We start from the raw sequence: 24889 nt of genomic DNA, 5'->3' as shown, positions 1-24889 counted from the left end.
AGGGAATCCGAAAGCTAGCGGTATCCTCCGGGGGTGGCAAGACTGACCCGGGCCGAAAGCCAGGCCCGCACCCGCGAACACGTCCTCGACACCGCGTACACGCTCTTCCTGGGCGACGGCTTCACAGCCACGTCAATGGAGCGTGTCGCCGAGGCAGCGGGCTACTCGAAGGGGGCGGTGTACTCCAACTTCGCCACCAAGAACGAGCTGTGCCTGGCCGTGCTCGACCGCATCGCCACACAACAGGTGACACAGCTGGCCGCCGCGATGGGCACCGCGCCCCGCTTCGAGGACCGGATCGCGGGATTCGCCCGCTGGGCCGACGAGACCATCGGCGACAGCTCGTGGACCTCGCTGGAAGTCGAGTTCGCCACCGCCAACCGCCACGACAAGCAGGTGTGCGAGCAGCTCGCCCAACGTCGGCGCACCGTCACAGACGCGCTCGCGGACCTGATCCGGGTGCAGGCGGACGAACTCGGCATCACACCTGCCCTGCCCGCCGACACCGCCGCCCTGACCCTCCTCAGCCTCGGCATCGGGCTCGGCGTCCAGCGCGCCTTCGACCCGACCGTCCCGGTGCAGCCCATCGTCGACCTGCTGCGCAGCGTCATGAGCGGGCGCCCCTGAGGGCGCCCATGCTGCTGCGCTGACGGGGCGGGCAGCCGACTGGAAGGGGCGGAACGCAGGCGAGCGGCGCGAAACCGCGTTGCCGAGAGAGCGCTGGGGCGTTGCACAGCTCACCGAACCGTCGTCGCCGACCCGTACCCCCTGTGGACAGCCCTTGGCGCGCCACAGTGGGGCTCGCTGCACAGCGGGTGGGCCGCGGTGGAGCACTCGCGCGTGAGCAGTCGGTTACGGCCGCGCGAGGCGGGGAGCGCGGTCGGCGGCAGGAAAGTTCGGCGTTCAAGAGCGCGGCGGTCTGAGACCGGGAGGAGAGGCCATGCTCACGGCCTGGTCCACGAGACGCACTGCCTGGACAGGCCGCAAGGGTCGGCACTGCACCGGCGGCAGCATCCCGGCCCGCAGGTGTCGCGCCGTACTGCCGGGTGTGCCGCGACTCGGACCTGATCCCGGGCCGGGCCTGGCAGACTGTGCGCGACCTGGGGGGAGACTGTCATGCCGGATGAGCTGACTGTGCGTCGGATACTCGGGGATCAGCCGTTCGCCGAGATCGGCCGGCCCATGTGGGCGGTGACCGACCAGCGTCACGGCTGCGTCATCGCGGCCGGCGACCTCGGGCACGTCATGTGGCGCGGTACGGGCCACTGGCTCGGCCACCGGTTCGGCGTGTACGAGGCCGGCCCCCTCCGTCCGCGCCACGTCGTCGCCTCCCCCTACCCCGTGTGCGCCATCGAGCCCCATCCCGAGTTGCCGCTCGTCGCGATCGGCACCGGCCGCTACGACGGCACGTGGGACTTCCAGGGACAGCTGCTCCTGCTGCACCTGGAGACCGGGCGCGTGACGAACCTGCTGAGCAAGAGCCGCCAAGTGCGCCACCTGCGCTGGCTTGAGGACGGCAGGCTCGCAATGCTGCTCTCACCCGAGGACAAGGACGGCGGCTTCGGCAAGGGCTTCGAGCTGGCCGTCGCGGTGGACGACTGGCTGTCCGCACCGGCCGGTCTCGTCGACCCCGACGACACACGCCATCCGATGGTCGAGAGCGGGCTCCTGTACGACCCCCATGTGAACGACACCCTCGCGCGGCTGACGGACGGCCGGTGGCAACGGCGGGCGGAAGTGCGGGACCTGGCGGTGCTGGCGGACGGCCGGGTGCTTGCCACCGGGCCCCACACGGACCTCGAGTGCTGGGATCCGTCGGGCGCGCCTGCGTGGTCCCTTCCCGCGGACGGGGAGGGAAGCGTACGGGTCGAGGCGGCCCCTGACGACAAGTCGGCGTGGGTGACGTACCAGGGCTACCGGCGCGACGAGATGACGGGCCGAACGGTTGACCGCGCGGCCACAGTTCGGCGGATGTCGACGGCGGACGGCAGGGCGCTGGACTGCGTGGACCTGCCGTCGGCCCCCGCACTGTGCGCCGCGGACGAAGGTTGGCTCGCCCTGCGCCCGCATGGGCGCGACGCCCACGCCACGCCGCTGTTCGCCCCCACGCACCAGGAGGCGGCACGCCTGGACCTCGCCCCCCGCCGCTCCAACTCCCCCGCGCTGCGCGTCAGACACAGCGCCCGCCTGCTGTACGTGGACGGCCCGGGCCCGGACGACGACGCGCCATGGATCCACGTGATCGATCCTCCGGCCGCCCACGGCCCCGCGACCTCGCGTGCCCTCTTCCCCTTGCGCTGGGATCCGGCGTCCGCACTCCAGCCCTGGTACGGACCCGCCGTCGAGCTGACGGACACCCTCGTCCACGCGGGCCGGTCCTACGAACGGGGCGCCACGTACGGGGAAGCCCGCGAGGGGACGTACGTCGTGAGCCGCCGGCTGCCGGACGGCGAGGCGCGCTGGGTGTACGGCACCGACAAGCCGCTCGCCGATCTCGACGGCGACGAGCGGAGGTTGTACGTCGTGTATCTCACCGGCGAGGTGGAGATCCTGGACACGGCGACGGGTCAGGTGCGAGCCCGGCACACCCTGCGCGCGCACGGCCACCCGGTCACGCCGATGTCCGCCGCATACCGGGCGGACCAACAGCGGCTGGTCGTGGGGACGGTGGACGGGCGGATCCTGGACTGCTCGGTCCGGGACTGACCGGGTCGGTAGAAGTCAGTGCCCCTCCGCGCGCACACGAGCCGCGACACCCAAGGTCAGCTCCTCCGCCTGGTCCTCCAGGTTCCATTTCCCTGTCCTCACCCTCAACCTGGCCAGCTGTGACTGAGCACTACAGGTGGCGAGTTTCGCCGACTCGGAGGCCAGAGTTCCGCTCGGGGACGTTGAGGAGCTGCCTCGGCACGCATGGGAACGGCTGCGCGAGCGACCGGACGCACGGCAGCAACGAGCAAGAGGTGCTGGTCCCGACGACCTGGGGGCACGTACGACGTCTGAGTCCTGCGCGACACTGGTCGAGTGATTGTCGAACGCGCGTATGCCCACCTCTCCTCGTATGACGAGGACGCCTGGCCCTGGTCCGTGCCCTGCGTCCGGCAGTTGCTCAACGAAGGGTTGCGCTTCACCGCGCCGGTGACGTTTCTGGTCGGTGAGAACGGCTCGGGGAAGTCGACCCTGGTCGAGGCACTGGCGGAGGGGTTCGGTCTGGACTCCTATGGCGGCTCCCACGACTGGCGCTACGCCTCCCCGCGTGGCAAGTCGGCGCTCGGCGAGCGGATGAGGTTCGACGCGGCCTCGCGCGGGCGCCGTATGGTCAGCAGCTGGTCGGCCCGCAAAGGCTTCTTCCTGCGGGCCGAGACCGCGCTGGACGCCCTGGGCAGGGAGGGATTCTCGCCGGACTCGGTCAGCCATGGCGAGGGCTTTCTCGCGGCATTCCGCGGTAAGTTCCTACACGCCGGGCTCTATGTTCTCGACGAGCCGGAGGCGGCGCTCTCCTTCTCCTCGTGCCTCGAACTGATCGGGCACATCGACCGGTTGGCCAAGGAGGGCGGCCAGGTCATCTGTGCCACGCACTCACCCTTGCTGACTGCGCTGCCGGGCGCGGATATCGTCGAGGTCGGCGAACACGGCATACGGAGGGTCGCCTGGCGGGAGCTCGGCGTCGTGGATCACTGGCGCCGCTATCTCGCCGACCCGCACGCCTATCTGCGGCACATCGTCGAACCGTAGGGGCGGTCTCCCTCAACTGCCACCTGAGCAATGCACCGGTCAGGGCGGACCCGACCGGAGCCCTTGCCCGCCCCGAAGACCTGCACCGGGCTCCGCGCCACGATCACCATGGCGAAGCCCCTCGTCGTTGGTGTGGTGATCTCACTCAGGACACCAACGGCCGGAACTTCGCACACGTTGGCGGAAGTTGGGGTGCTTCAAGCAAGCCCTGCTGGTGCTGGCCCACCGAGCAATTGTCAAGACCTGTGGGTGGGAGCCGCGCCGACCCATTGGTGGTAGGTGTCTACGTCGACGTTGCTGCCGCACACAATGGTGACGACGTGTCGGCCGGCGAAGCGGTCACGGTCTTCGAGGATCGCCGCGATGCCGAGCGCGGCGGAAGGTTCGACGACGAGGCCGGCGTGGTCGAGGAGCATCCGCATACCGGCGGTGATCGACGCCTCCTGGACCAGGACGGCGTCGTCAGCGACCAGGAGGAGGTCGTCCAGGACGGCCGGGATGGGACGCCGGCCGGCGACGCCGTCAGCGATGGTGTTGGTCGAGTCGGTGGTGACGACACGTCGTTGGCGCCACGAGTGTGTCAGCGCCGGTGCGCCCAGCGGCTGGACGCAGATCACCTCGACTTCGGGTGCCAATGCCTTCACCACATGACCCACGCCGGTGGCCAGCGCCCCGCCGCCAAGAGCGATCAGGACGGTGTCGAACGACGGCGCGGTGTCTACCAGTTCCAGACCGATGGTCGCCGCGCCCTCGCAGGTCTCGATGTCCAGGCTGTCTTCGACCAGCCGGATGCCGTCGTACCGTGCGATGGCCGCCGCCCGCTCGCGAGCCATCTCGTGGTCGCCGTCCACCAGCTCCAACCCGGCGTCCAACGCGCGGATGCGATCAAGCTTGGCCCGAGTCGCAAAGCGGGATGCCACGACGGTGACGTCGAGCCCCCGGCCGCGACCGGACCACGCGAGGGCTTGGCCAAGGTTGCCCGCACTCGCGCACACCACGGCTCGCGAGGCATTGTCGGCCAGCAGGCTCGCGACGACCTCGGTGCCGCGGGCCTTGAAGCTGCGGACCGGGTTCGCCGTTTCGAGCTTGATGCTCACCGTGCACCCGAGGCCGGACTCCAGCGCCTCGCAGCGGTACAGCGGAGTGTCGAGAAAGACCGGGTCGATTACCCGGCGAGCCGCCCGGATCCGAGCAGTGTCGAGACGCGTCTCCTGCACGACACAGCAGCGTAGCGCCACCGGCGCTGGTTCCATGAGCAACTGTCAGGAGTTGTAGGTCGGTTGAGGTGTCACGCTGCGGCGGGTTTTCGGGGCGTTCGACGAGGTGACCGTTCTCGAAGCGGGCGCCGGCCCGGACGAGGGCGACGAGGTGGGGTGCGGTGACCGCACGCCAGCGCGCCTGGGCGGACTCGACAAGCTTGAACACCATCGCCAGGGCGGCGGCCGGGCTGCCCGCGCCCCCTGGTGACCTTGGTCCGGAGTTTCACCGTGGAGAACGTCGACTCGATGGGATTTGTGGTCCGCAGGTGGATCCAGTGCTCGGCGGGGAGGTCGTAGAACGCCAGCAGTTCGTCGGCCTCGTCGGTGATCTTCTTCACGGCCTTCGGCCATTTCGCGCCGTACGCCTTCTCGAACGCCTTGACGGCCTTCTCGGCGTGGGTGCGGTCCTCGGCCTTGTAGATCTCCTGCAGGGCCTTCTTTGCGCCCGGCTGTGCGGACTTCGGCAGGGCGTTCGCGACATTCCGGGTTTTGTGCACCCAGCACCTTTGATGCCGGGCATCGGGAAACACCTCCGCGAGGGCCTTCCACAGGCCCATCGCGCCGTCCCCGACCACCAGCGCCGGATCGCGCATGCCGCGCCGACGGCAGTCGCGCAGCAGGTCGGCCCATGACTCGGTCGACTCTCGTAGCCCCTCCGCCAGCGCGATCAGCTCCTTGGAGCCGTCGGTGCGTACGCCCATCAGCACCAGGACACAGGAGCGGGCCGGGCTCAGGCGGACCTTGGGGTGCACGCCGTCCGCCCACACGTACACGTAGTCGGTCTGCGACAGGTCGCGCTCCTGGAAGGCGACATGGTCGTCCTGCCACTGCTTGGTCAGCCTCGTCACGGTGGCCGACGACAGTCCGGCCGAGCTGCCCAGGAACTGCTCCAGCGCCGGCACGAAGTCCCCGGACGACAGGCCGTGCAGGTAGAGCAGCGGCAGCACCTCGGAGACCTTCGGCGACTTGCGGCACCACGGCGGCAGGATCTTCGAGGAGAATCGCTTGCGTTCGCCGGTCGCCTCGTCGACCCGTCGGTCGTTGGCCCGCGGCGCCTTGACCTCGACCGGGCCGGGCGGCGGTGGTCACCGCGCGTTCGCGGTGGTAGCCGTTGCGGACAGCCAGCCGCCGACCCGCCTCGTCACGCTGTTCGGCCAACTCATCTATGCAGGCGTTGACTTCGGCCTCCAGGGCGGCTGCCAGCATCCGCCTCGCGCCCTCGCGGACAATGTCGTCGATCAGAGAGCCGGTCTCGGTGGAACTGTCGGCATTCACTACCTGAGCACGGGCGTGCCTTCCCGACCGACGGTGCAACGTCGGCCTACTCGATGACCAGAAGTCGATCACTCGGGAAGGTACGCCCTTCGCGTCCAACCCGAGGCCGATCCACAAGTCATGAGCATTGCTCTGGCCCACCTGCGGAAGAACGAGATCCACGCCCAGGTGACCGCCGGTTCGGAGTATCGGAAGCGACAGCCTGGCGCTGCCTCGGCAGACCGTGGAAGTGCTGGCCGCGTGGGCACCGGGCCTGCACGAAGCCCTCGCCGATCTGGGAGAGGGCGACTACGTCATCATCGACGGGACGCTCATCCCCACCGACCGGATCGCGGCCCATGAGCCGTACTCCTCGCAAAACACCAGAAGCACAGCATGCTCGTCCAGGTCATCACGCGTCCGGACGGCACACCCCTGTGGTTTTCGCGGGCAACGCCGGGACGCACCCATGACCTGACCGCAGCCCGCGTCCACGGCATCGCCCAGGCCTGTCTCGCCCGCCAGATCCTCATCCTGGATGATCACGCCTACCAAGGCGCCGGCGCCACCATCCGCACCCCCTACGCCAGCCACCGCGAACCCGCATCGGCAGAGTGGTCGCAACAGTCCACACCCTCCTCACCTGCGAATACGCAGGATGAAAGAGGTTCAGTGACGCTGTGCCCGTCCTTCTAGTCCGTCTTCAACCGGCAGTAACTGCTGCCGGAGCCGGGCTTCTCACGGACCGCAATCCCCGCCGGGCCGGGCACCACGAACGGCGGTGCCACTTCCCGCACCCCGCCCACCCCGTCACCCCCCGCCCGTGAACCGAAGATCCTTCCATCACACCCAACCACCGCCACCCACCAAGGTCACGCACTCGACAGACGAACACCCGTGCCCCCTCGAGGTTCACGAGTTCCGCGACCGAGACGCTCACTCATGCACACCAGAACACACTCATCCGCGGTCGACGGCCAGCCCTTTTGGGACCATGGCCCTGTGGATGAGATCCCGCCTTTCGGTCGGGCCGAGCCGGTGGAGGCGCTCAGCGTGGCGCCGACGGCCCGGACGGCCGTCGCGTGGCTGCCGCCGCGGGAGCTGTGGCCGGTGATTCAGGACATTCGCTGGGAACACGATCCGCAGGTACGCCGATGGCCGCCGCATGTGAATCTGCTGTTCGGCTTCGTGCCGGAGGAGGAGTTCGCCCGGGCCGAGCCGCTGCTCTGCGCCGCGGCAGCGGAGTGCACCGCCTTCACGGCGCGCCTGGCCGGTGTGCGGTACTTCCGGCACCGGCACTACGCGACAGTGTGGCTCGACCCGGCCGCGGCAGACCCGGCACCGTGGGCCCGGCTCCACCGGAAGCTGGCGCTGCCGTTCCCGCTCTGCCACGGGCGCGAGGGCCGCTTCACCCCGCATCTGTCCCTCGGCCGCACCCAGACCCCGAAGCGCCTGGCCGCCGAGTGCGCCGTCCGGCTCGGCACGCTGTCCGCGGCGGTCGCGGAGGTGGTACTGCTTTCCCGGCGCGGCAACGAGCCGATGCGGCCCCGGGCCGTGATCACACTCGGCACAGGCGAGGTCCGCCGGCCGCAGGGCGACTGACCCGGCAGTGGGGCAGACTCCCGGCACGCGGGGGCCAAACCCGGGGCCGGGGCCTCAGCCCTGTGGCGACAACTCGGTCATCAGGCCCCATCCGTGTTGGTCGGGCACGTTCACGTTGATGATCTCGGGGGTCTCGGCGACGGCACCGGCCATCGCGGCCAACCCGGCCCTGAAGTGCTCGGACCCGACGTGGGCGGCACCCGCGGCCTCGTCCGTGAAAGCCTCCAGCAGAGTGAACCTGTTCGGGTCGTCGACACTGCGCGACCAGTCGAAGAAGAGGTTGCCCGGCTCGGCGCGGGTGGCTTCGGTGAAGGGCCCGACCAGCGACAGCCATGTGTCAGCGGAATCAGGCCGGACGGTGAATCGTACGGCGATGAAGATCATGCCTCCACCCTGGGACGTACGGCCGACCCCGGCCAGACGGGGCGGGCGTCATTCCGGCACCGTCGGAAACGCGGTCGCGGCGAGGGTGAGGACACCCGTCACCTCGTCGCGGCGGCGCAGGAACCCGGCGCGCGGCAGGGAGACGGACAGTGCCCGGCCGGGGGTGCCGGGCAACGGCACCGCAACGCAGGTGTAGTCCGGGTCGGCCTCGCCGACGGAGACGGCCACGCCGCGGTGGCGTACGCCCGTCAGCTCCGCCTCGAAGCGCTCCGCGTCCGTGATCGTGCGCGCCGTGAACCGGGCCATCCCGTGGTCGGTCAGATAGCGGCGGCGTGCCGCCCGCGGCAGCTGCGCCAGCAGCACCTTGCCGTGTGCGGTGGCGTGGGCCCGGGTCTCGGGGCCGGGTGGGAAGGGATGCCCGGCGTCCGCGGGCGGCGCCGTGGTGTCGACGACGGTGATACGTCCGTCGCTGTACGCGGTGAAGTACGTCTCCGCACCGGCGGCCCGCCGCACCTGCGACAGCAGGGTGCCGACCGCGCTGTGCACGCCCAGCTGGCGCTGGAAGGAGCGGTGCAGGGCGGGTACGCGGGGGCCGAGCGCGTATCCGCGCGGTCCTCGCACCAGGTGACCGCGTTCCGTCAGCGGCCCCAGCAGGTGGTACACCGTCGACAGCGAGCAGCCCACCTGTCGCGCCAGCGCCTTCGCGCTCACCGGCCCCGCGGCATCCGCCACCGCGTCCAGCAGGGCCAGGGCACGGTCCACGGAGTGGGGGCCGGTCATGACAGGCGTACCTCTCGGGGCGGTCGACGGTGGGTGGACAACCGAGGTTACGCCACGAGCGGTGGGCGGAGCCGGAGGTCCGTTGTCGGCCTCCGGCTCTGCCAGTGAGCGTCCTGCCCTGCTCAGCTCGTGGGGAAGGAGTCCGGCGTCCTGATGCGGTCGCGGATCCAGACGCCGGCCGGCTTGAGTGAAGTGGTGCCGGTCCAGGGGCCGTTGTTGTTGCAGGTGCCGACCTTGAAGACGGCGCCGGTGCGCTCGTCGTCGGAGAAGTTCCAGTTGACCCAGCTGATCTTCTTGGTGGCCATCAGGTCGAGGTACTGCTGGGTGCGGGTGAAGTTGTTCGGGCCGTCACCGGTGGCTTCCTGGGTGCCGAACTCTGTGACGAAGATCGGGATCCGGTCGGATGCCCGGTTGAGCGCGTCCAGGTACTCCTGGTCGTGTGAGGCCGCGTAGAAGTGGAACGTGTACATGATGTTGGTCGCCTGGACCGGGTTGTTGATGATGTCGGTCTCGTCGCGGCCGTCCGAGATGCCGAGGGAGCCCCAGGCGTGGGTGCCGACGAGGATCGGGGTGGCGGGGTCCTGGGCGCGGATGACGGGGATGAGCTGCTCGGCGTAGGACTTGATCCGCGACCAGCTGACGCCGTTGGGCTCGTTGGCGATGTCGTACAGCAGGTTGGTCTTGCCACGGTGGCGCTGCGCGATCTCGGTGAAGAACGTCTTGGCGCGGTCCAGGTTGTAGTTGGGGTCGCCGGGCGTGAGCTGGTGCCAGTCGACGAGGGCGTACATGCCGCGCGCCGTGGCCATCTCGATGAGCTGGTGCACCCGGTCGGTGAACATCCTCGGGTTGGTCTCGTAGCCGCCCTCCTGGACATAGAGGGAGATGCGCAGCACGTCGGAGTTCCAGTCGGTGGCGAGTGCGTCCAGGGAGCCATTGGTCAGGCAGTGGCTGTACCACTGGAGACCGTGGCTGCTCATGCCGCGCAGTTGGATCGGCTTGCCGTACTGGTTGCACAGCTTCACACCGCACACCGTGAGCCGTCCGTTGATCGCGGCGGGTGTGGTGCCCGGCGGCGTGCCGCCTCCGGTGCTCTGCGTGGTGGCGGTAACGGCGTTGGAAGCCGGCGACACGTTGCCCGCCGCGTCGCGGGCGCGGACGCTGAAGGTGTACGCCGTGCTCGCCGACAGGCTGCCGACGGTGGACGAGGTGCCGGTCGTCGTGGCGACCTGGGTGCCGTCGCGGTACACCACGTAGCCGGTTACGCCCACATTGTCGGTGGAGGCGTTCCAGGCCAGCGACACGCTGGAGGAGGTGGTGCCGGTGGTGCGCAGGCTGGTCGGGGTCGAGGGAACGGTCGTGTCGGTGCCGCCGCTGCTGTCACCGAGCAGCTTCCACAGGGCGGGGGTGTTGGGGGGCTCCCAGCCGGTCAGGGACGTGTGGCTCTGTAGGCACTCGTAGTCCTTGCCGCCGTAGGACACTCGTGTGCCCACGGTGTACGAGGTGTTCGGCTGCCATTCCGGAGAGGCGGAGATCTCGACGCTTGAGGTGGTGGGGGGCGCGGTGGCGGCGACCGCGGGGGCAGGGGCGAGGCCGACGGCGAGACCGGCAAGCAGCGCGCCGGCGAGCAGAGTTGACAGGGACCTGCGCATGACGTCCTTCCGGTGGGGGATCAACTGACCGTGATCTTGTCGACGTTGGGTCCGCCGCTGGCCGTGGTGGCGGTGGCACGGATCCTGTTGGTGCCGGCGGTCAGTGGCGCGGTGAGCGTGGCCGTCGCCCAGGAGGACCAGGCGCCGGTGGGGTTGAAGGCGTGCCCGGCGGAGACGACCGTGCCGTTGACGACGATGTCCATCGGTCGGTTGAGGGTCGTGCCGTTGGCGTAGCGCAGGGCAAGGGTGGCAGGGCCCGCGGTGCTCGCCGGGACGGTCCATTCGACGAACGAGCCGGTGACGTTGTCGTAGTTCACGAAGCCGGTTGCGGAGAAGCCGGCGTGGTTGGATTCGACGACGCCCTGCGAGATGAGGGCATCCTCGGCCTGGTAGTCGGCGGCGGGGCCGTCGACCAGCTGGTAGCCGCGCATGTTCCGCAGCAGCAGGTAGCAGTCCTGAAGCGAACCGGAAGTGTCGCCGAGCGAGCGGTAGATGCCCCACTTGGGCCGCACGCGGTCGAGAAGGAAGGTGTCGATCCCGGTCTTGGTCCCGTCGACGAGCGTGACGCCGTCCTTGCGGAGAATCCACCGCACACTGCCTGCGGTGCCGTCGCCGATCTTCATCTGGAAGTCGACGTCGACCCAGGAGTCGTGCAACGGGACGAGGTCGGTGCGGCCGACGAGGATGTCCGACTCGAACAGTTTCAGTTCGATGGTCTGCACCCCGTTCACCCGGCGCAGCGACATCACCGTGATCGGTGAGGTGCCGGAACCGGGCTGCTTGGTCTGCATGATGTGCGTGAAGGACGTGGTCGCCTTCAACGAGCTCGGGATGTACATCTGGTACGTCGTGCGCCACGTCTCGCCGGGCAGCCACCGCAGGTACGAACTGCCGGACGTACGCATGCCGGTCACTTCCTGGCGTTGCCGGTCCGTGGACGTGTCCCGGTCGACCATGTGCATGTTGAACCGGAAGGTGTCGCCCACCGGGTAGACATGCGGTTGGCCCGCCGTGTGGGAGTCGGCCCGGTCGTCCTCCATGGTCTCGAACGCGCCAAGACCGACGCTCGCCGGGGAGGGCGCCCAGCGCAACGCCCAGGAGTCGGCGAGTGTTGCGGCCGTCGCGGTGCCGGACGGCAGCCCCGATGAGGCAGGGAGGGCGGCTGCGGCAAGACCGCCTACCGCCGCGCCGAGCAGGCCACGACGGGACGTTCCGGCGCGGTGGGCGTGGGAGTGAGTGGGTGACACCAGGGGTCTCCTCGCTGTGAGGGTGGGCTGATGTGGCTGATCAGGGCGTACGGGGCTGCCGGACGGGGAGCGGTGACGCTGCGGCGGTACGGCCGAGGCGGAGAGAGCGCGGGCACTTCCCGCCAACTGTTAGGAAAGTTTCCTTACACTGCCCGGAGAGTAAGGTTCTGACCGAGCACGGTCAATAGCGGGGGCGTGGGGGGCCGTATCGGCACATGGTCTCGTTGCGCCGCAAGTCATTGCCGGGCGTGCCCGATCATGCCCAGGGGTACCCGCCGATCAGTTCGATGACCGGCGGAATCCCCTTCCGGCGACGGCAGAAGCCGGCGGGCCGGCGCACGCTCCTCGGCGGTGCAGGAAGCTTCGGACGGAAACCGCCGCACGCAAGAGCACGAGAGTCGGCGCGACCCTGGGCGCGGTTCGGCCAGGCGTTGTCACGCGGGCGTCGGGCTCGTGCTGTGGGCAGCACGGAAGTGCCCGATCCCTTGAGGCAGAGCGAGCAGGATCCCTATCGACTTCCCCCACTCCTGTCCCGCCCTGCCGAGGCCAACCGACACACCAGCTTGGCGGATGGCCGGGTTACCTGCTGGGGACCGCGCCGTCGAAGGCCCGCTACCACGCCTTCAAGTGCACCTGGACCGCAGACCGACCTCCTCGCACCACTCACGGAAGGCCGTCGGACTCGCGGTCCGAGGAGTGCGGCACATGCTCGTCGAGGCCTTCGTCCTTGGAGCGCATCATGTCGACGTAGCCCGTCACGAATGCCTTCCCTACGCCCTGCCCGGCGAGTGCGGCGCGGAATGCGTCGAACGCCTGCCGCTCGTAGCGGACCGGGCGGCCGAGCACGTCGGACATGGTGTAGGCCATGTCGTTCGCCGAAAGGTCCTCGGGGCCCAGTGCCGGGACCTCGCCCGCCCCCGTCCACGAGCGGTCAAGCAGCAGAGTTGCGGCAGCCGCGGCGATGTCCCGGGTGGCGACGCCGTCACCAGCCCGGCGCGGCTGGCGACGTGAGTGCCGCGGCCGAGCGCCGAGACGCCGACGACATGTCCGACTCCGTGCTCCGCGAACGCCTTCGCGGCGGCGAGGTGAACCCGGAGTACGCAACGTCCAGGCTCGACGCCCCCCGGTCCACCGGGGCCACCCAGAAGACAGCTTCTGCGTCGGCGAAAGCCCGGTCGACGACCTCGGCGTCGCCCTGCGAGCCGGTGACGACGTCGACACGGGTGCGGACCAGGTCAGGGAGTTTGCCCATCTGCCGTCCGTTCTCGGTGAACAATGCCCCCGCACCCTTGGCTGGAGTGGATCAGACAGGGCCGAGTTGGCCGCGACGTCCGGTCGGCACGTCGGCTTCGAGTCGTGGACCGGCTCCGGGCACACGAGGGGCTGATGCCTTGCCGGTCACAGCAGCGCCGTCAGGCGCTCGACGCTACGGCCGCCCTCACGACGTACGCCCAGGGGGATCAGCGCGGCGCGGGCCGGCAGGCGCACGCCTCCGGTGAACGCCACCCGAGTGCCTGGGCCGTCCGGCGCCGCCGCCACCCCGACCAGCAGGAACCGGCTCTGCAACCAGCACCAGCCGGGCCGCTGCACCCCACGCAGACGTGCGCGCATCCCGTATTTGCTGCGCGCCAGTGCCTCCACGCGCTCGCCCTGCCGGCGGACCACGCGCAGCCGCTCCATATCGGGCACGACCTGCCCGAAGGCGCCGTCCAGGTCGCCCAGCAGGTCCCAGACCCGCTCGAACGGGGCGTCGATATGTGCCTCGGTCACGTAGGCGCCGCGAATGCCGCCGGCCAAAGCGTGCAGGCGGCGTACGGGGTCGAGATCGGTCATGGGCCAGGGCTCGTTCATGACGTCCACGCCTTCCGGAAGGTGTTGCGGGCCCGGTGCAGCCGCGACTTGACGGTGCCCGTACGCACACCGAGCAGGGCCGCGGCGGTGCGCTCGTCCAGGCCTTCAACGTCGCGCAGCACCAGCACCGCGCGGTGTTCGGGGGAGAGCCGGTCCAGTACGTCCCTGATATCGGCGGAGAGTTGGGGGTCGCCACGGGCGGGGAGCGCGCTGAGATCGGCCGGTACGGTGCGGGCGGCGCGGTGCGCGACACGGATCGCCTCCCGCACGGCGATGGCCCGGACCCAGCCGCGCAGTGCCGCTGGGTCCTTCAGGGTGCGCAGCGACTTGAAGACTGCCACGAGGGCCTCTTGCGCGGCGTCCGCGCCCTGGCCCAGGGCTATGGGGGCGCAGACGCGGCCCACGTACGGCGCGAGGATGTCCAGGAGTTCGGCCATGGCGAGGGTGTCGCCACGCTGGGCGGCTCGCACAAGCCGGACCGTCCGGTCATCGGGGTGTTCATCAGGCACGGGCCGCATCCTTCCACCGCGCCACGCGCAGGGCGGCGACGGCCAGGACGACGCACAGTGGGGTGTAGAGCGTGAGGTTGAGCCAGTAGAAGGCGGTGCCGGTCTCCTGGGCGAACAGCCAGTAGCTCCCTGCCAGAGCGCGCAGTGACAGACCCGCGGCCACGGCCAGTGTGCCGACGCGGAGCAGCAGGTGGCGGGGCCTGCGAGAGTGGGCGAGGACGAAGGCGGCGGCGGTGAGGAGCAGGGCGGCCAGAGGGAGCAGGATCGGTGGTGTGAACGGTACATCCGTACCAAGAACCGCGTGGGACAGGCTTCTGTCGTCGGCGGCGGGCCATGTGGCTCCCGTCGTCCAGTAGAGGTGGAGCAGAGCGTCAGCGGTGAGCACCGAGGCGACGAGCGCGGCAGCGCGGGTCGGGGCATTGCCGGGCCAGCACGGCATTTGGTCTCCTACGCGGCGAGGTTGGACTATGTCGTCCTGTTGAGGAGCCGTCCGCGCGAAACGTTCCCTCGGACTACGTGAATTTTCCGGAGGCGTGCCGCATCCACCCCGGGGTCCCGGCTGGCGAGCGGGCTACCGTACCGGGAGGAACAACACGCGTCATGCACCCCAAGCCTCACGGCCCTCGGATGACATTCGAACTCATCGACAAACGACACTTGTTGGGAGTATGCAGCCCGTTGGCTGTGCTTGCGCCAGCACGTCACCGTAGGGGCCACCACGATGACCGCGTGGGCTGCGGCCAGGCGCTCGGTGCGCTCGAACCGGCCCAGGCCCTCGATCCGTTCGGCAGTACCCGACACCAATGAAGAGCTGAGCTGGGATAGTTGGGCGACCACCCCGAAGAGCGCAAGGACCAATTCGGGCGCGGGCCCGGCGGACGGCGTCAGCAACGCAACGGTCCCGGCATCCCCCGCCCCCTCGGGAGCCAGAATGCCCGGGCAGACGCCATACGGAACCACAACTCCGTCATCTCCGCCGCTGAAGCGGACCGCCACCCCCAAGAGGAGTCCCGACTGGTACGGCTCCCCGCTCGTGAAGCTGACCGAGGTACCCGCCACCGCCAACGCGCCCGCCGCACACCGGCGATGCAACAGCGCCCAGGGCAACCGCACTGCCGCACGGCGGCCGCAGAGAGCATCACGAAGGTGGCGGACGCGGTAGTTCCGCAGCGCGCGGGGGAAAGCAACGGCCATGACGGACCCAGCACCCGTCCCAAGCGGCGATCCCCATTCCTACGACGAGCGACTGTGGCAGCACGTTCTCCATCTGGAGAACTCCCTGCTGCAACGAGGGAATCTCTTCCTCCTCGCCCAGTCGCTCCAAGTGGTCGGCTACGCCACGATGCTGTCAGCGAGCACAGGCAGCAGCCATGGCGCAGACCGCGCGCTCACCGCAACCCGCGTCCTTGCTGCATTTGGCATCGTCTTGACGCTGGCCTGGCTCTACGCGATGTACCGCCACTACACATACGCACGGAACATGGTCCGCCAGCTGGGACGCCGCGTCCCCGACTACCTGGCGATCCGCGTCCTCAGCCGGGGCCGAGGCCCAAGCCACATGCCGCTCGTGGTCTACGGTCTGCCGACCCTGTCCGGGGTCATGTGGGTCATCCTGCTCGCACTCAGTTGAGGAGCGGACAGCGTTGTACGCCGTCACCGGGCCGCCGGCCGCAGGCAAGTCCCGCTGGATCCAGGCACACGCGACAGCGCGTGACAGCGTCATCGGCCTGGACTCATCATCCGCGCACGTGCCGGCCCCGGGTCCGCATGCCACCGCCTGCTCGAGCGCTTCGCTCCCAACCTCGCCGCGGAGCGGGCCCGTCCTCGCCCGCGTTCGCAGCGCAGCTCACCTGGCCAGGGCACGGACCAGCCTGCGACGACTGATCCGGTCCGAGAACCAGGTCACCGGACCGAAATCGGCAAGCTCAGCTCGGGGGCGGCTGCCCCTTCCCGGCGCATCTTGTCGCTGTCCCACCGCACTTTGTCGCGTTCATCGTGCCGTCCCACGGGCGTCTTGCCGCTCGAACCGGGAACGGGGTCATACAGCACAACACGGGCACCACCCCTACGCTGCCCACCACACCCCATGCCGCTGAGGCAGGTCGCCCACAGGGCTCGGCCGGCCGCTGGACGACCCCGCTCAAGCGCACCGCCCCTGCCGCGCGATCGTTGCTCGCATCCCGCCAGACAGCCCCAGCAGCAGACTTTGAATGCTGCTCGTCACGGCGAGCTGCCGCTCGGTGGGGAACCAACGGACCTCCTGGGCTTCTGAGTTGAGACTTCGAACACCTACCGACGGAACCTCGTGCGTTGCGCATCCTGGCGGCGTTCCCCCGACCGGTGGCCGCGCTGAAAGGCTCAAGTGACACCAAGTCGCTCCGAAAATCGGCCCCGGCGCGGACATGACGATCACCACGCGAGTGGTGAAGACTGGATAGATGCCTCACGCCCCCGGCGGACTCCTGTCCGTAGCTCTCGGTCTCGTACTTGTCGCCGCCGGCGTCATCTGGCGGGGACGTGTCCTGCGCCCCCTCTCGGTGAAACGGGCCCAGGCTGCCGTGATCCGGGACCGTTCCAGAAACCTGCTGCGTTCTGCGGACCTGGCCATCGCCGAAGCGCGCCGCCGGGCCGCACGCGGCGAACCGGCCATCGTCACGGTCGCAGACGTGACCAGGGCGGCGTGCCGGCACTACGGGCTCTTCGTGGACCGCGAAGAGGCAGCTGCCGCCCTCCGCCAGCGTTATGAGGCCGCCGACTGCCGGCTGGACTGCATGACCGACGCTTTCAGCTGAGTGCCTCCTCGGCGCGTGCTTGATGCCAGGGGCGTCGGAGCCGCCATCTGATCGGGGGGCACGCTGAGAAGGCTCACTGAATGACGTCAACTGAATGACGCGCCCGCCCGGCGGACCGCCAGAAGCGCCGCGCCGATGTCCGCCGCCGTTCGTGGATCGGACAGGGAGCGGGCCGTCAGCTCCTCGACGCGGCGCAGCCGGTAGCGGACGGTGTTGGGGTGGACGAAGAGACTGCGTGCCGCGTCCGTGGCGGAGCCGGCGGCGGCGTACCAGTGCTCAAGGGTCTGAAGGAGACGGGAACGCTCCGCGGCCGGGAGGTCGAGCAGGGGCTGGAGGACGACTTCCACGAGGTGCGCCGCCTCGGCCGGGGCGGCGGCGACGACCATGGCCAGCGGGTTGTCGTCGAACCGTGCGAGGCCGGGTCCGGTGCCCTGGAGGCCGGCCAGAGCCAGACGGGCGAAGCGCAGAGCCTGCGGGGTGTCCTGCAGCGAGTGAAAGCAGGGGCTGATGCCTACGCGGGCGCCCGCGCGGCGCAGGATGCGCAGGCAGGTGCTCTCCGCCGTCAGCGTGGGAAGGGCGGCCAGGCCGATCTGCTGGTCGGGCAGCAGCCGCCAGGCGAAGTGGACCTGGGCCTGACGCAGTGCCGCTTCCGTCCCCGCCAGTGGCTCCTCGCCGGGAGCGTCGGCGGCCGCCACGGCGACCACGTACGGCCCGCGGTCGGGCAGGCCCAGCTCGCGGGCGGCCTCCCACAGCGTGCGGTCGGCGATGACGCCGGTGAACAGCGCCTCCACCAATGCCGAGCGGCGTGCCTGACGCCGCGAGGTCAGTTCGGCGGTGGTCTCCCGGTAGGCCGCCGCCACCGCCTCTGCGTAGCGGCCGAACAGGGCCCAGATCTCCGCGGACTGGGAGACCAACTGGGCGTCGGTGACGTCGGGATGGGTGCGTGCCTCGGCGAGGATGTCCGTCCACAGGAGCTCGAAGCCGATCCGGTACGCGTGCAGGGTGTCCGCCAGCGGTACGCCCTGCTCGGCGCGGAGGCGGCCGGTCTCCCGGGCCGGGCTCGGGTCCTGTGCGCCCGCGCGGCCGAGCTGGTTCAGGAGCAGGTCCGCGTTGGCGGTGCACGAGCTGCGCAGCGAGTCGAAGGGGATCAGCGACTCGTCCTTGTAGGCGTCGACGTCCGAGCGGATGCGCTGCGCCATCTGTTCGCCCAGTTCCGGCAGCCTCGCCTGAAGTGCCGAGACCACTCCTTGGAGGTTCATTCCCGCAGCGTAACGCGCCTGTTTTGTTCTCGGGAACAATTCGGGAGGGCAGACGCTGTCGTACCGCACATAGGCCGTCGCCACGGACATCTGCACGATGTCGTCAGCGTGAACAGCGGATTTCGACGGCGACGTTCGTGGAGGCGGTCATGGCCAATCTGGCTCAGTTCCTGGTGGAGACGGCACGGCGGCAGCCGGAACGCCCCGCACTGCGACTGGGGGGCCAGGTCACCAGCTACGCGGAGCTCGACGAGCGCAGCGCCCGCGCAGCCGCGCTGCTGCGGTCCGGGGGCGTACGACCGGGCGACCGGATCGCTCTGATGCTGCCCAACGTTCCCGAGTTCGTCGTCCTGTACTACGGCGTGCTGCGCGCCGGAGCGGTCGTCGTACCGATGAACCCACTGCTGAAGACCCGTGAGACCGAGTACCACCTGCGCGACTCGGGCGCCAGGATGCTCTTCGAGTGGCACCAGGCGCCGGGCGAGGGCGCGCAGGGCGCGGCCGCCGCCGGAGTGCGGCACATGGCCGTCGAGCCCTCCGCCTTCGCCGGCCTGCTGGCCGGTCACGAGCCGCTGCCGGAGGTGAGTGAGCCGGACGACGAGGGCGTGGCTGTGCTGCTGTACACCTCCGGCACCACCGGCCGCCCCAAGGGCGCCACGCTCACCCACGCCGGGCTGCGGCACAACACCGACGTCAACGCGGTCCATGTGCAGCAGATGACGGCGGAGGACGTGGTCGTGGGCTGTCTGCCGCTGTTCCACATCTTCGGCCAGATCTGCACGATGAGCGTGACCGTCCGCGCCGGTGCCTCGCTCACCCTGATCCCCCGCTTCGACCCGCAGACCGTGCTGGACGCCATCGCCCGCGACGGGGCGACGATCTTCGAGGGCGTACCGACCATGTACGCGGCCCTGCTCCAGCACCCGTCACAGGCCGACGTATCCACGCTGCGGATGTGCGTCTCCGGCGGAGCCTCGCTGCCGGTGGAGATCCTGCACGGCTTCGAGCGTCGCTTCGGCTGTGTGGTGCTGGAGGGCTTCGGCATGTCCGAGACCAGTCCGGTGGTCACCTTCAACCACCCCGACCGGCCGCGCAAGGCCGGGTCCATCGGCACCCCGATCAAGGACGTGGAGGTGCGGCTCCTCGACGACAAGGGCCAGGACGTGGCCCCCGGCGAGATCGGCGAACTGGCCGTGCGCGGGCCGAACGTGATGCAGGGGTACTGGAACCGCCCGGAGGAGACGGCGGCCGCCATCCCGGACGGCTGGCTGCGCAGCGGCGACCTCGCGCGTCAGGACGCGGACGGCTATCTGTACATCGTGGACCGCAAGAAGGACATGATCATCCGCGGTGGCTACAACGTCTACCCGCGCGAGATCGAGGAGGTGCTCCACGAGCACCCGGCCGTCGCGCTGGCCGCGGTGGTGGGCGTGACCGACGCACATCTGGGCGAGGAGATCGCGGCCGCGGTAGTGCTGCGCCCAAACGCACAGGCCACACCCGACGAGCTCCGGCAGTTCGTCAAGGAGCGGGTGGCGGCGTACAAGTACCCGCGCGAGGTGTGGCTCGTGGACACACTGCCGACCGGCCCCAGCGGCAAGATCCTCAAAAGGGAGATCAGCGCGCCGGCGGGGTGAGGTCGATCGCGCTTTAGTCTGCTGCGCCGCCTCTGTGCCACGGATGTCCTTTTCGCGGCTGCCGTCGCCTGGCCGCACGTTCCTCGGCTGGTTCCCCGGGAAACTCAGCAGCAGCACATGCAGCTGGCCCCACACCCTCCGCCGCCTTCCACGCGGCCGCCGCCAACTGGCATGCCCGACCCGAAGCTGAGCTCCTGCGGCAGGTGCTTCCACTTCCACCAGACGCCGGTGTGCAGGACGGTGTGCTTGTCCTGTTGCCGCGTTCGATTCCATGCTGACCGCGATGGCAACGGCGGTCCGTCAAGACGGCGTCCTCGACGTCGACGCGAGCGCGATGTGATCAGCGTGTCTTTGCCGGAAGGGAGTGCGCAGACGATGAAGGTCATCATTATCGGTACCGGTGTGCTGGGGGTAAGCGTCGCAAGGCAGCTTGCCGTGGTCGGCGAGGAAGTTCTCCTGGTGGATCAGCAGGGAGCCGGCACCGGTACCAGCGCAACCACCTTCGCCTGGACCAACTCCAGCAGGAAGCTGGACCCGGACTACCACAGGCTCAACCTCGCGGGGATGGAGGAGCACACCAGGCTCGCCGAGCAACTGCCCGGCGCGCCGTCCTACTTCCCCAGCGGAGCAATGCAGTGGGCGGACTCCGAAAGCGAGCAATGGCTCGCCGGGAACGTGGAACGACTGCACTCCCTCGGCTACCCCTCCCACTGGGTCACGCCTGCCGAAGCCAGGCGAATCGCAGGCGACCTCCGGATCCCGCAGACCATCAGGTGCATCGCTCACTTCCCCAGCGAGGGATACGTGCTGCCCGACCTCTTCATGAGGAACCTGCTGGCCGACGCCGAACGGCACGGAGCCAGACTGGCATTCGGCGAGGTCGTGGCCATTGATGACCGAGCTGACGGAGTGTCCGTCACGCTGGCCGGAGGAGAAACCGTCAAGGGCGATCGCGTCGTGCTGGCGGCGGGCCGCTGGACGCAGCGGCTGGCTGCAGGGGCCGGTATCAGCATTCCCATGGTGACGGCTACCAGTCGCGGATCGCAGGCCGTCGGCCTGCTCGGGTACGCCAGAACTCCGGAAGTCGGCCTTCGCTGTGTGATCCACAGCCCGGGCCTCAACCTCCGCCCCGCGGCCGGCGGTCAGACCGTCCTGCAGGCTCTCGATCTGAACGCGGACGTCGACCCGGCAAACCCTCCATCAGTGGACGGGGACCTTGCACGCACCCTCGCCCGGCGCTTCTTGGCACTGCTGCCCGAGCCGAGTCACGCACCACAGATCGACTTGCGCGTCGGCTTGCGGTCATTGCCCGCGGATGGCCACAGCGTCGCCGGCTACACCTCCAAGCAGTCCCGCGTCTACTGCCTGGTCTCGCACAGCGGCGTCACCCTGGCACCGATTCTGGGACGACTGGCCGCGAGCGAGATCACCACCGATCAGGAGCAGGACCTCCTGCGGCCTTTCCGGCCCACACGATTCATCGGCGCACGGCGCTCGGACACCGAAGTCGACCAACGCGCCACCACTCTGGGCGAGCAGTAACCGACAGCCCCCGAAAAGATGCGCTCACCGAACCTGACGGCATGACAGCAACACACGCAGCCGCCACAGACTGCCGCATCAGCGGGCTTCGAGCTCCTCGATCGGGATCGTATGGGTGCTGACCAACGGCCGCACCAGCCCCGACCACGACCTGATCCTCGCTGGGCCCCGACTCGGTAAGCAACCCGCGCCTACTGAAGGGCGCACAGGGCCGGCGCCGTCCGACTGCAGGCGGTACTCGGTGGGCTCGTAGGAGGAGGGTTCACCCGTCAGCGCGGGTCCGGATCGTGGCGTAGACCGGCAATCCGGCCCGCCCAGGTTCCAGGCGGACTCGTGGTGGGAGCTGCCGGGGGTGATCCGCAGTTCCCACGACGAGTCCGCCGCGGCTCCCCGGCGACCGCTGCCGGAGCCATGGAGCGGCCCCGAGTCCGGCAGGTTCCGGGGCCTGCGGTCGGCGCTGCCGCAGGGATGGTCAGTAACTTCGTCCGGAGTCACACAGCACGCGCGGTGTCGCCGGCCGGAGCGGGTCCGGAACCGGCCTGTGGGTCATAGGACTTATTGCGTGCGAGCGCGGCCGGAGCGATGTGCCGGTAGGCCGCGGGGTCGACCGGATTGAGCCAGTGCGCGGCCCGGGTGCGCCGCTTGATGTCGATTCCGAGATCGCCGAGTACCTCGTCGACGTTGTGCAGCGAGAACGGGATGATCTTCGTGCCGTGGCAGTGGTGCTTGTTCATGGCGATGTCCATGAACGCCAGCTGGTCGACGACTGCTTGGCGCATGGTCGGGGTGTCCGGCAGCGGCAGCGCGCCCGCCAGGTCCGCCGCGATCCAGACCGCGGCCATCTCGGCGTTCAGCGGGCTGAAGAACGAGGAGTTGTATCCGTTGAAGTACAGCGCGGGGACCCCGACCGGCAGGATCTGGCGATAGAGCATGAAGTTTCCGCGCTCGTCGAGAAGTTGCTCCCGCACCTCCTCGGGCAGGAAGGGCACTCCCTGCGTGAAGCCCGTGGCGCACACGACTATGTCGGCCGGAAGGGTCGTACCGTCGCTCAGCTCGGCGAACGGCCTGCCGCTCGCCGCGAGGAGCCGGACGATGGTCCGGTCATGGCGGACTACGATGCTGCCCGCGGCGACACCCTCGAAGAACCCCTCGGTCGCAAGCCCGATGGCACCGCGGACGATGTCCTCCATCTGGCCGGGCGGCACCAGGCCCAGGCGCCTGAGCCCGAACTGCCGCACCGACACCGAACCGATGGAGTTGATCATCCGGCGGCGCAGGCCGTTGCCCGGCCCGTGCAGGAACTTCTCGAATCCGCGCAGCCGGATGTAGCGGAACAGCGCCTCACCGAGGCGGGTCATCAGCAGCATCTTGAAGTTGAGGACCCCGCCGACCTTGCGCGGCATCTTCCACAGCAGCTGACGCGCGATGACGTCGGTACTCGCGGCGACCTCGCTGATCGGAACGGTGATGTCGCACGCCGACTTGCCGTAGCCCACGACGAGGACGTGCTTGTCGCGGGCGTCCTCGGCGTCGTGGAACTCGGTTCCGGCGCAGAGCCGGCCTCCGGCCGCCGTGAACTCCTCGGTCCCCGGGTAGGACGGGACGGCCGGTTCGCAGAAGACGCCGTTCGCGACGACGAGACGGTCGAAGTCCCACTGGATCTCGGTGCCCGTGCTGTCGCGGGTCTCGATGGTCCAGGTGCCGTCGGTACCGGGGCGGGCGTGCGTGACCTCGGTGCTCAGCCGCAGGACCCGTTCTATGCCGAACGCGGCGGCGTACTCGGCGAGATACGCCTGGACCTGGGCGCCCGTCGGCCACTCGGGGTAGTCCTTGGGCATGGGCAGGTCCGAGAGCGCGTACTGCGCCTTCGGGCTCTGCGTCGTCAGGCCGGGATAGCGGCGCGTCCGGCTCCAGACACCGCCGACGTCGGGAGACTTGTCGAAGACCTGGACGTGGTGTCCGGCCTGCAGGAGCACTTTCGCCGTGGCCAGACCCGCCACCCCGGCACCAATGACCGCGATCCTCATGGCTCACCGGGCCTCGGGCGGAAGGCGCAACTCGATGCCGAAGTCGGCCATGATGCGTGTCATCACCCGGATGTCCTTGGGCCCGGGAGGCATGTCCGCGAGCGCCTGGTAGTAGTCCTCCAGACCGGCGGGCGAGACCACGGAGACGACCCTCGACTCCTCGTCGTACGGATTGCGGAAGGCATGTGTCACATCGCGCGGCAGGAACAGATAGTCGCCGTGCTCCAGGACGAAGTCCTCGCCGCCGAGGTGGACATCGAGCCGTCCGGCGAGACAGATGAAGGACTCGTCTTCGCGGGTGTGGACGTGCGGGGGTGGGCCGTCGGTACGCGGGGGTACGGCGTACTCGAACATCGAGTAGGCGTCATGGGTCGACTTACCGTCGGTCTTGACCGTGATCCCGAGCCCGATCGCCGCGATCGCGCGTCCGCCGCGCGAAGGCAACATGTAGCCACCACCTAGAGTCACCGTCGTCTCCTTGAGGCCACCGCACCGCCACTTCGCGGTGTGTCTGACACCACAGCGTGGGGGCGGCCCGGGAGTTCCGCAACGACGCGTCCCGCTCACTGGGACTTGGACTTCGGTGCCGGGTCAGCGACGGGTGGAGTAGGCGCGGGACGCCGCGGCGGCGGCCAGCCGTACGGCCGGCCCGATGCGGTCCGCGCGGATCAGGTGGTTGGGTCCGGTCGCGGACACGGCGGCCACCACGTCGCCGAGCGGGCCGAAGACCGGAGCGCCCACGCAGCTCACGCCGATCACGCCCTCCTCGCGGTCGACCGCCCAGCCCCGTGTCGGGATCGAAGCCAGCTCCCGCCTGATGGCCAACGGCCTGGTCAGGGTACGAGGCGTCCTGCGCGGCAGCTCCGAACTCAGCACCGCGTCGACGGTCGCAGGTTCGGCGTAGGCGAGGATCGCACGCCCCAAACCCGAGCAGTACGCGGGGATGATGCCGCCCGCCTGGGACAGCATGGGCATCGGCCGGTGCCCGGTGATCCGCTCCACCACCAGGATCTGGGTGCCCTCCAGCACGCCGAGTTGCACGGTGGCCTTGGTCGCGTGGTGCAGGTCCTGGAGGAACGGCAGTACGGCTTCACGTAGTTCGTGCTTGATCGGGGCCAGGCTGGAGATTTCGAAGAGGCGGTTGCCGATGCGGTAGCGCCCGTGCGGCTTGTCCAGCCAGCCGAGCTTGAGCATACGGTCGGCGATGCGGTGGGTCGTCGAGCGGGGCAGGCCGCACCGCGCGACCAGCGAAGCGAGGGTCAGCTCGCGGTGCTTGGCGTCGAAGGCACCGAGAATGGCCGCCGCGCGGTCGAGCCCGCCCATGCCCCCTGAAGGATCGTCCCGCTCAGTGGGACTCATTGTTGG

20 protein-coding genes and 5 pseudogenes are annotated in these 24889 nt (G+C 69.5%); 9 read left to right on the top strand and 16 right to left on the bottom strand.

All coding sequences use genetic code 11. The annotated features are described in order from the left end of the window. The first annotated feature begins 33 nt into the window (after positions 1-33). The 3 genes from OHT76_RS42320 to OHT76_RS42310 all read left to right on the top strand — a co-directional run bounded on the left by OHT76_RS42320 (position 34) and on the right by OHT76_RS42310 (position 3732). A complete protein-coding gene (locus OHT76_RS42320) occupies positions 34-627 on the top strand; it encodes a TetR/AcrR family transcriptional regulator (RefSeq protein ID WP_328876195.1) in 594 nt (197 codons plus the stop codon). 489 nt (positions 628-1116) lie between these two features. After that, the gene (locus OHT76_RS42315; RefSeq protein ID WP_328876194.1) at positions 1117-2706 is read left to right on the top strand and encodes a hypothetical protein; all 1590 of its coding nucleotides are present in this window, start codon (positions 1117-1119) and stop codon (positions 2704-2706) included. Positions 2707-3021: 315 nt separating this feature from the next. Next, positions 3022-3732, top strand: a complete 711-nt coding sequence (locus tag OHT76_RS42310) for an AAA family ATPase (protein WP_328876193.1) — start codon at positions 3022-3024, stop codon at positions 3730-3732. 236 nt (positions 3733-3968) lie between these two features. Here OHT76_RS42310 and OHT76_RS42305 read toward each other — a convergent pair whose 3' ends face one another. Together OHT76_RS42305 and OHT76_RS42300 are read right to left on the bottom strand one after the other, a co-directional pair. Continuing rightward, positions 3969-4949, bottom strand: coding sequence for a threonine ammonia-lyase (locus tag OHT76_RS42305; RefSeq protein WP_328876192.1), 981 nt, complete (start codon positions 4947-4949; stop codon positions 3969-3971). Between the two features lie 91 nt (positions 4950-5040). Then, positions 5041-6266 (bottom strand): annotated as a pseudogene (locus OHT76_RS42300) (IS256 family transposase); the annotation flags it as partial. Between the two features lie 126 nt (positions 6267-6392). Here OHT76_RS42300 and OHT76_RS42295 point away from each other — a divergent pair. Together OHT76_RS42295 and OHT76_RS42290 are read left to right on the top strand one after the other, a co-directional pair. Further along, a pseudogene (locus OHT76_RS42295) lies at positions 6393-6849 on the top strand (transposase family protein); the annotation flags it as partial. A 398-nt stretch (positions 6850-7247) separates the two neighbouring features. Next, positions 7248-7847: a 2'-5' RNA ligase family protein gene (locus tag OHT76_RS42290; protein ID WP_328876191.1), complete on the top strand. Its 600-nt coding sequence runs from the start codon at positions 7248-7250 to the stop codon at positions 7845-7847. Between the two features lie 54 nt (positions 7848-7901). On the opposite strand, the gene OHT76_RS42285 is transcribed toward OHT76_RS42290, so the two are convergent. The 10 genes and pseudogenes from OHT76_RS42285 to OHT76_RS44245 all read right to left on the bottom strand — a co-directional run bounded on the left by OHT76_RS42285 (position 7902) and on the right by OHT76_RS44245 (position 15461). Next, the gene (locus OHT76_RS42285; protein ID WP_328876190.1) at positions 7902-8231 is read right to left on the bottom strand and encodes a putative quinol monooxygenase; all 330 of its coding nucleotides are present in this window, start codon (positions 8229-8231) and stop codon (positions 7902-7904) included. Between the two features lie 48 nt (positions 8232-8279). Then, positions 8280-9011, bottom strand: a complete 732-nt coding sequence (locus OHT76_RS42280; RefSeq protein WP_328876189.1) for an IclR family transcriptional regulator — start codon at positions 9009-9011, stop codon at positions 8280-8282. Between the two features lie 122 nt (positions 9012-9133). Next, entirely contained in the window at positions 9134-10399 is a 1266-nt protein-coding gene (locus OHT76_RS42275; RefSeq protein ID WP_443049952.1) for a cellulase family glycosylhydrolase, read from the bottom strand. A 12-nt stretch (positions 10400-10411) separates the two neighbouring features. Next, a pseudogene (locus OHT76_RS44250) lies at positions 10412-10660 on the bottom strand (carbohydrate-binding protein); the annotation flags it as partial. A 410-nt stretch (positions 10661-11070) separates the two neighbouring features. Beyond that, positions 11071-11856, bottom strand: a pseudogene (locus tag OHT76_RS42270) (Tat pathway signal sequence domain protein); the annotation flags it as partial. Positions 11857-12530: 674 nt separating this feature from the next. Continuing rightward, positions 12531-13165: pseudogene (locus OHT76_RS42265) on the bottom strand (NAD(P)H-binding protein); the annotation flags it as partial. Positions 13166-13305: 140 nt separating this feature from the next. Beyond that, complete coding sequence (locus tag OHT76_RS42260; protein WP_328876187.1) at positions 13306-13740, bottom strand: SRPBCC family protein; 435 nt, start codon at positions 13738-13740, stop codon at positions 13306-13308. Positions 13741-13754: 14 nt separating this feature from the next. Beyond that, positions 13755-14276 (bottom strand): RNA polymerase sigma factor, encoded by a 522-nt coding sequence (locus tag OHT76_RS42255; protein ID WP_328876186.1) that lies wholly within the window; start codon positions 14274-14276, stop codon positions 13755-13757. Then, positions 14260-14706: a DUF3995 domain-containing protein gene (locus OHT76_RS42250; RefSeq protein ID WP_328876185.1), complete on the bottom strand. Its 447-nt coding sequence runs from the start codon at positions 14704-14706 to the stop codon at positions 14260-14262. The genes OHT76_RS42255 and OHT76_RS42250 overlap by 17 nt, the downstream gene beginning before the upstream one ends. Positions 14707-14732: 26 nt before the next feature. Further along, positions 14733-15461, bottom strand: a complete 729-nt coding sequence (locus OHT76_RS44245) for an NACHT N-terminal helical domain 7-containing protein (protein ID WP_443049896.1) — start codon at positions 15459-15461, stop codon at positions 14733-14735. Here OHT76_RS44245 and OHT76_RS42245 point away from each other — a divergent pair. Beyond that, on the top strand, positions 15460-15897 hold the full coding sequence (locus OHT76_RS42245) for a hypothetical protein (protein WP_328876184.1): 438 nt from the start codon (positions 15460-15462) through the stop codon (positions 15895-15897). The genes OHT76_RS44245 and OHT76_RS42245 overlap by 2 nt on opposite strands. An 808-nt stretch (positions 15898-16705) precedes the next feature. Further along, on the top strand, positions 16706-17059 hold the full coding sequence (locus tag OHT76_RS42240; RefSeq protein WP_328876183.1) for a hypothetical protein: 354 nt from the start codon (positions 16706-16708) through the stop codon (positions 17057-17059). Positions 17060-17145: 86 nt separating this feature from the next. On the opposite strand, the gene OHT76_RS42235 is transcribed toward OHT76_RS42240, so the two are convergent. Then, positions 17146-18318: a PucR family transcriptional regulator gene (locus tag OHT76_RS42235; RefSeq protein WP_443049895.1), complete on the bottom strand. Its 1173-nt coding sequence runs from the start codon at positions 18316-18318 to the stop codon at positions 17146-17148. 149 nt (positions 18319-18467) lie between these two features. Between OHT76_RS42235 and OHT76_RS42230 the strand changes: the two genes are divergently transcribed. Then, a complete protein-coding gene (locus OHT76_RS42230; RefSeq protein ID WP_328876182.1) occupies positions 18468-19955 on the top strand; it encodes a long-chain-fatty-acid--CoA ligase in 1488 nt (495 codons plus the stop codon). A 375-nt stretch (positions 19956-20330) separates the two neighbouring features. Then, positions 20331-21497 (top strand): NAD(P)/FAD-dependent oxidoreductase, encoded by a 1167-nt coding sequence (locus OHT76_RS42225; protein ID WP_328876181.1) that lies wholly within the window; start codon positions 20331-20333, stop codon positions 21495-21497. Positions 21498-21988: 491 nt separating this feature from the next. Here OHT76_RS42225 and OHT76_RS42220 read toward each other — a convergent pair whose 3' ends face one another. From OHT76_RS42220 to OHT76_RS42210, 3 genes are all read right to left on the bottom strand, one after another. After that, entirely contained in the window at positions 21989-23524 is a 1536-nt protein-coding gene (locus OHT76_RS42220; RefSeq protein ID WP_328876180.1) for a flavin-containing monooxygenase, read from the bottom strand. A 3-nt stretch (positions 23525-23527) separates the two neighbouring features. Further along, positions 23528-23992, bottom strand: a complete 465-nt coding sequence (locus OHT76_RS42215) for a cupin domain-containing protein (protein WP_328876179.1) — start codon at positions 23990-23992, stop codon at positions 23528-23530. Positions 23993-24115: 123 nt separating this feature from the next. Beyond that, positions 24116-24883, bottom strand: coding sequence for an IclR family transcriptional regulator (locus OHT76_RS42210; RefSeq protein ID WP_328876178.1), 768 nt, complete (start codon positions 24881-24883; stop codon positions 24116-24118). Positions 24884-24889 lie beyond the last annotated feature (6 nt).

This window comes from Streptomyces sp. NBC_00287 (genome assembly GCF_036173105.1).
Lineage (GTDB): Bacteria > Actinomycetota > Actinomycetes > Streptomycetales > Streptomycetaceae > Streptomyces.
The sequence above is the reverse complement of the archived record's forward strand: the minus strand, read 5'-3'. Positions and strand labels throughout refer to the sequence as shown.

Bases quoted from the DNA above. Each gene is read 5' to 3' on its own strand.
- OHT76_RS42230 (WP_328876182.1), top strand. From the start codon at position 18,468: ATGGCCAATCTGGCTCAGTTCCTGGTGGAGACGGCACGGCGGCAGCCG.
- OHT76_RS42240 (WP_328876183.1), top strand. From the start codon at position 16,706: ATGCCTCACGCCCCCGGCGGACTCCTGTCCGTAGCTCTCGGTCTCGTA.
- OHT76_RS42280 (WP_328876189.1), bottom strand. From the start codon at position 9,011: ATGACCGGCCCCCACTCCGTGGACCGTGCCCTGGCCCTGCTGGACGCG.
- OHT76_RS42260 (WP_328876187.1), bottom strand. From the start codon at position 13,740: ATGACCGATCTCGACCCCGTACGCCGCCTGCACGCTTTGGCCGGCGGC.
- OHT76_RS42220 (WP_328876180.1), bottom strand. From the start codon at position 23,524: ATGAGGATCGCGGTCATTGGTGCCGGGGTGGCGGGTCTGGCCACGGCG.
- OHT76_RS42285 (WP_328876190.1), bottom strand. From the start codon at position 8,231: ATGATCTTCATCGCCGTACGATTCACCGTCCGGCCTGATTCCGCTGAC.
- OHT76_RS42245 (WP_328876184.1), top strand. From the start codon at position 15,460: ATGACGGACCCAGCACCCGTCCCAAGCGGCGATCCCCATTCCTACGAC.
- OHT76_RS44245 (WP_443049896.1), bottom strand. From the start codon at position 15,461: ATGGCCGTTGCTTTCCCCCGCGCGCTGCGGAACTACCGCGTCCGCCAC.
- OHT76_RS42225 (WP_328876181.1), top strand. From the start codon at position 20,331: ATGAAGGTCATCATTATCGGTACCGGTGTGCTGGGGGTAAGCGTCGCA.
- OHT76_RS42235 (WP_443049895.1), bottom strand. From the start codon at position 18,318: ATGAACCTCCAAGGAGTGGTCTCGGCACTTCAGGCGAGGCTGCCGGAA.
- OHT76_RS42255 (WP_328876186.1), bottom strand. From the start codon at position 14,276: ATGCGGCCCGTGCCTGATGAACACCCCGATGACCGGACGGTCCGGCTT.
- OHT76_RS42250 (WP_328876185.1), bottom strand. From the start codon at position 14,706: ATGCCGTGCTGGCCCGGCAATGCCCCGACCCGCGCTGCCGCGCTCGTC.
- OHT76_RS42315 (WP_328876194.1), top strand. From the start codon at position 1,117: ATGCCGGATGAGCTGACTGTGCGTCGGATACTCGGGGATCAGCCGTTC.
- OHT76_RS42210 (WP_328876178.1), bottom strand. From the start codon at position 24,883: ATGAGTCCCACTGAGCGGGACGATCCTTCAGGGGGCATGGGCGGGCTC.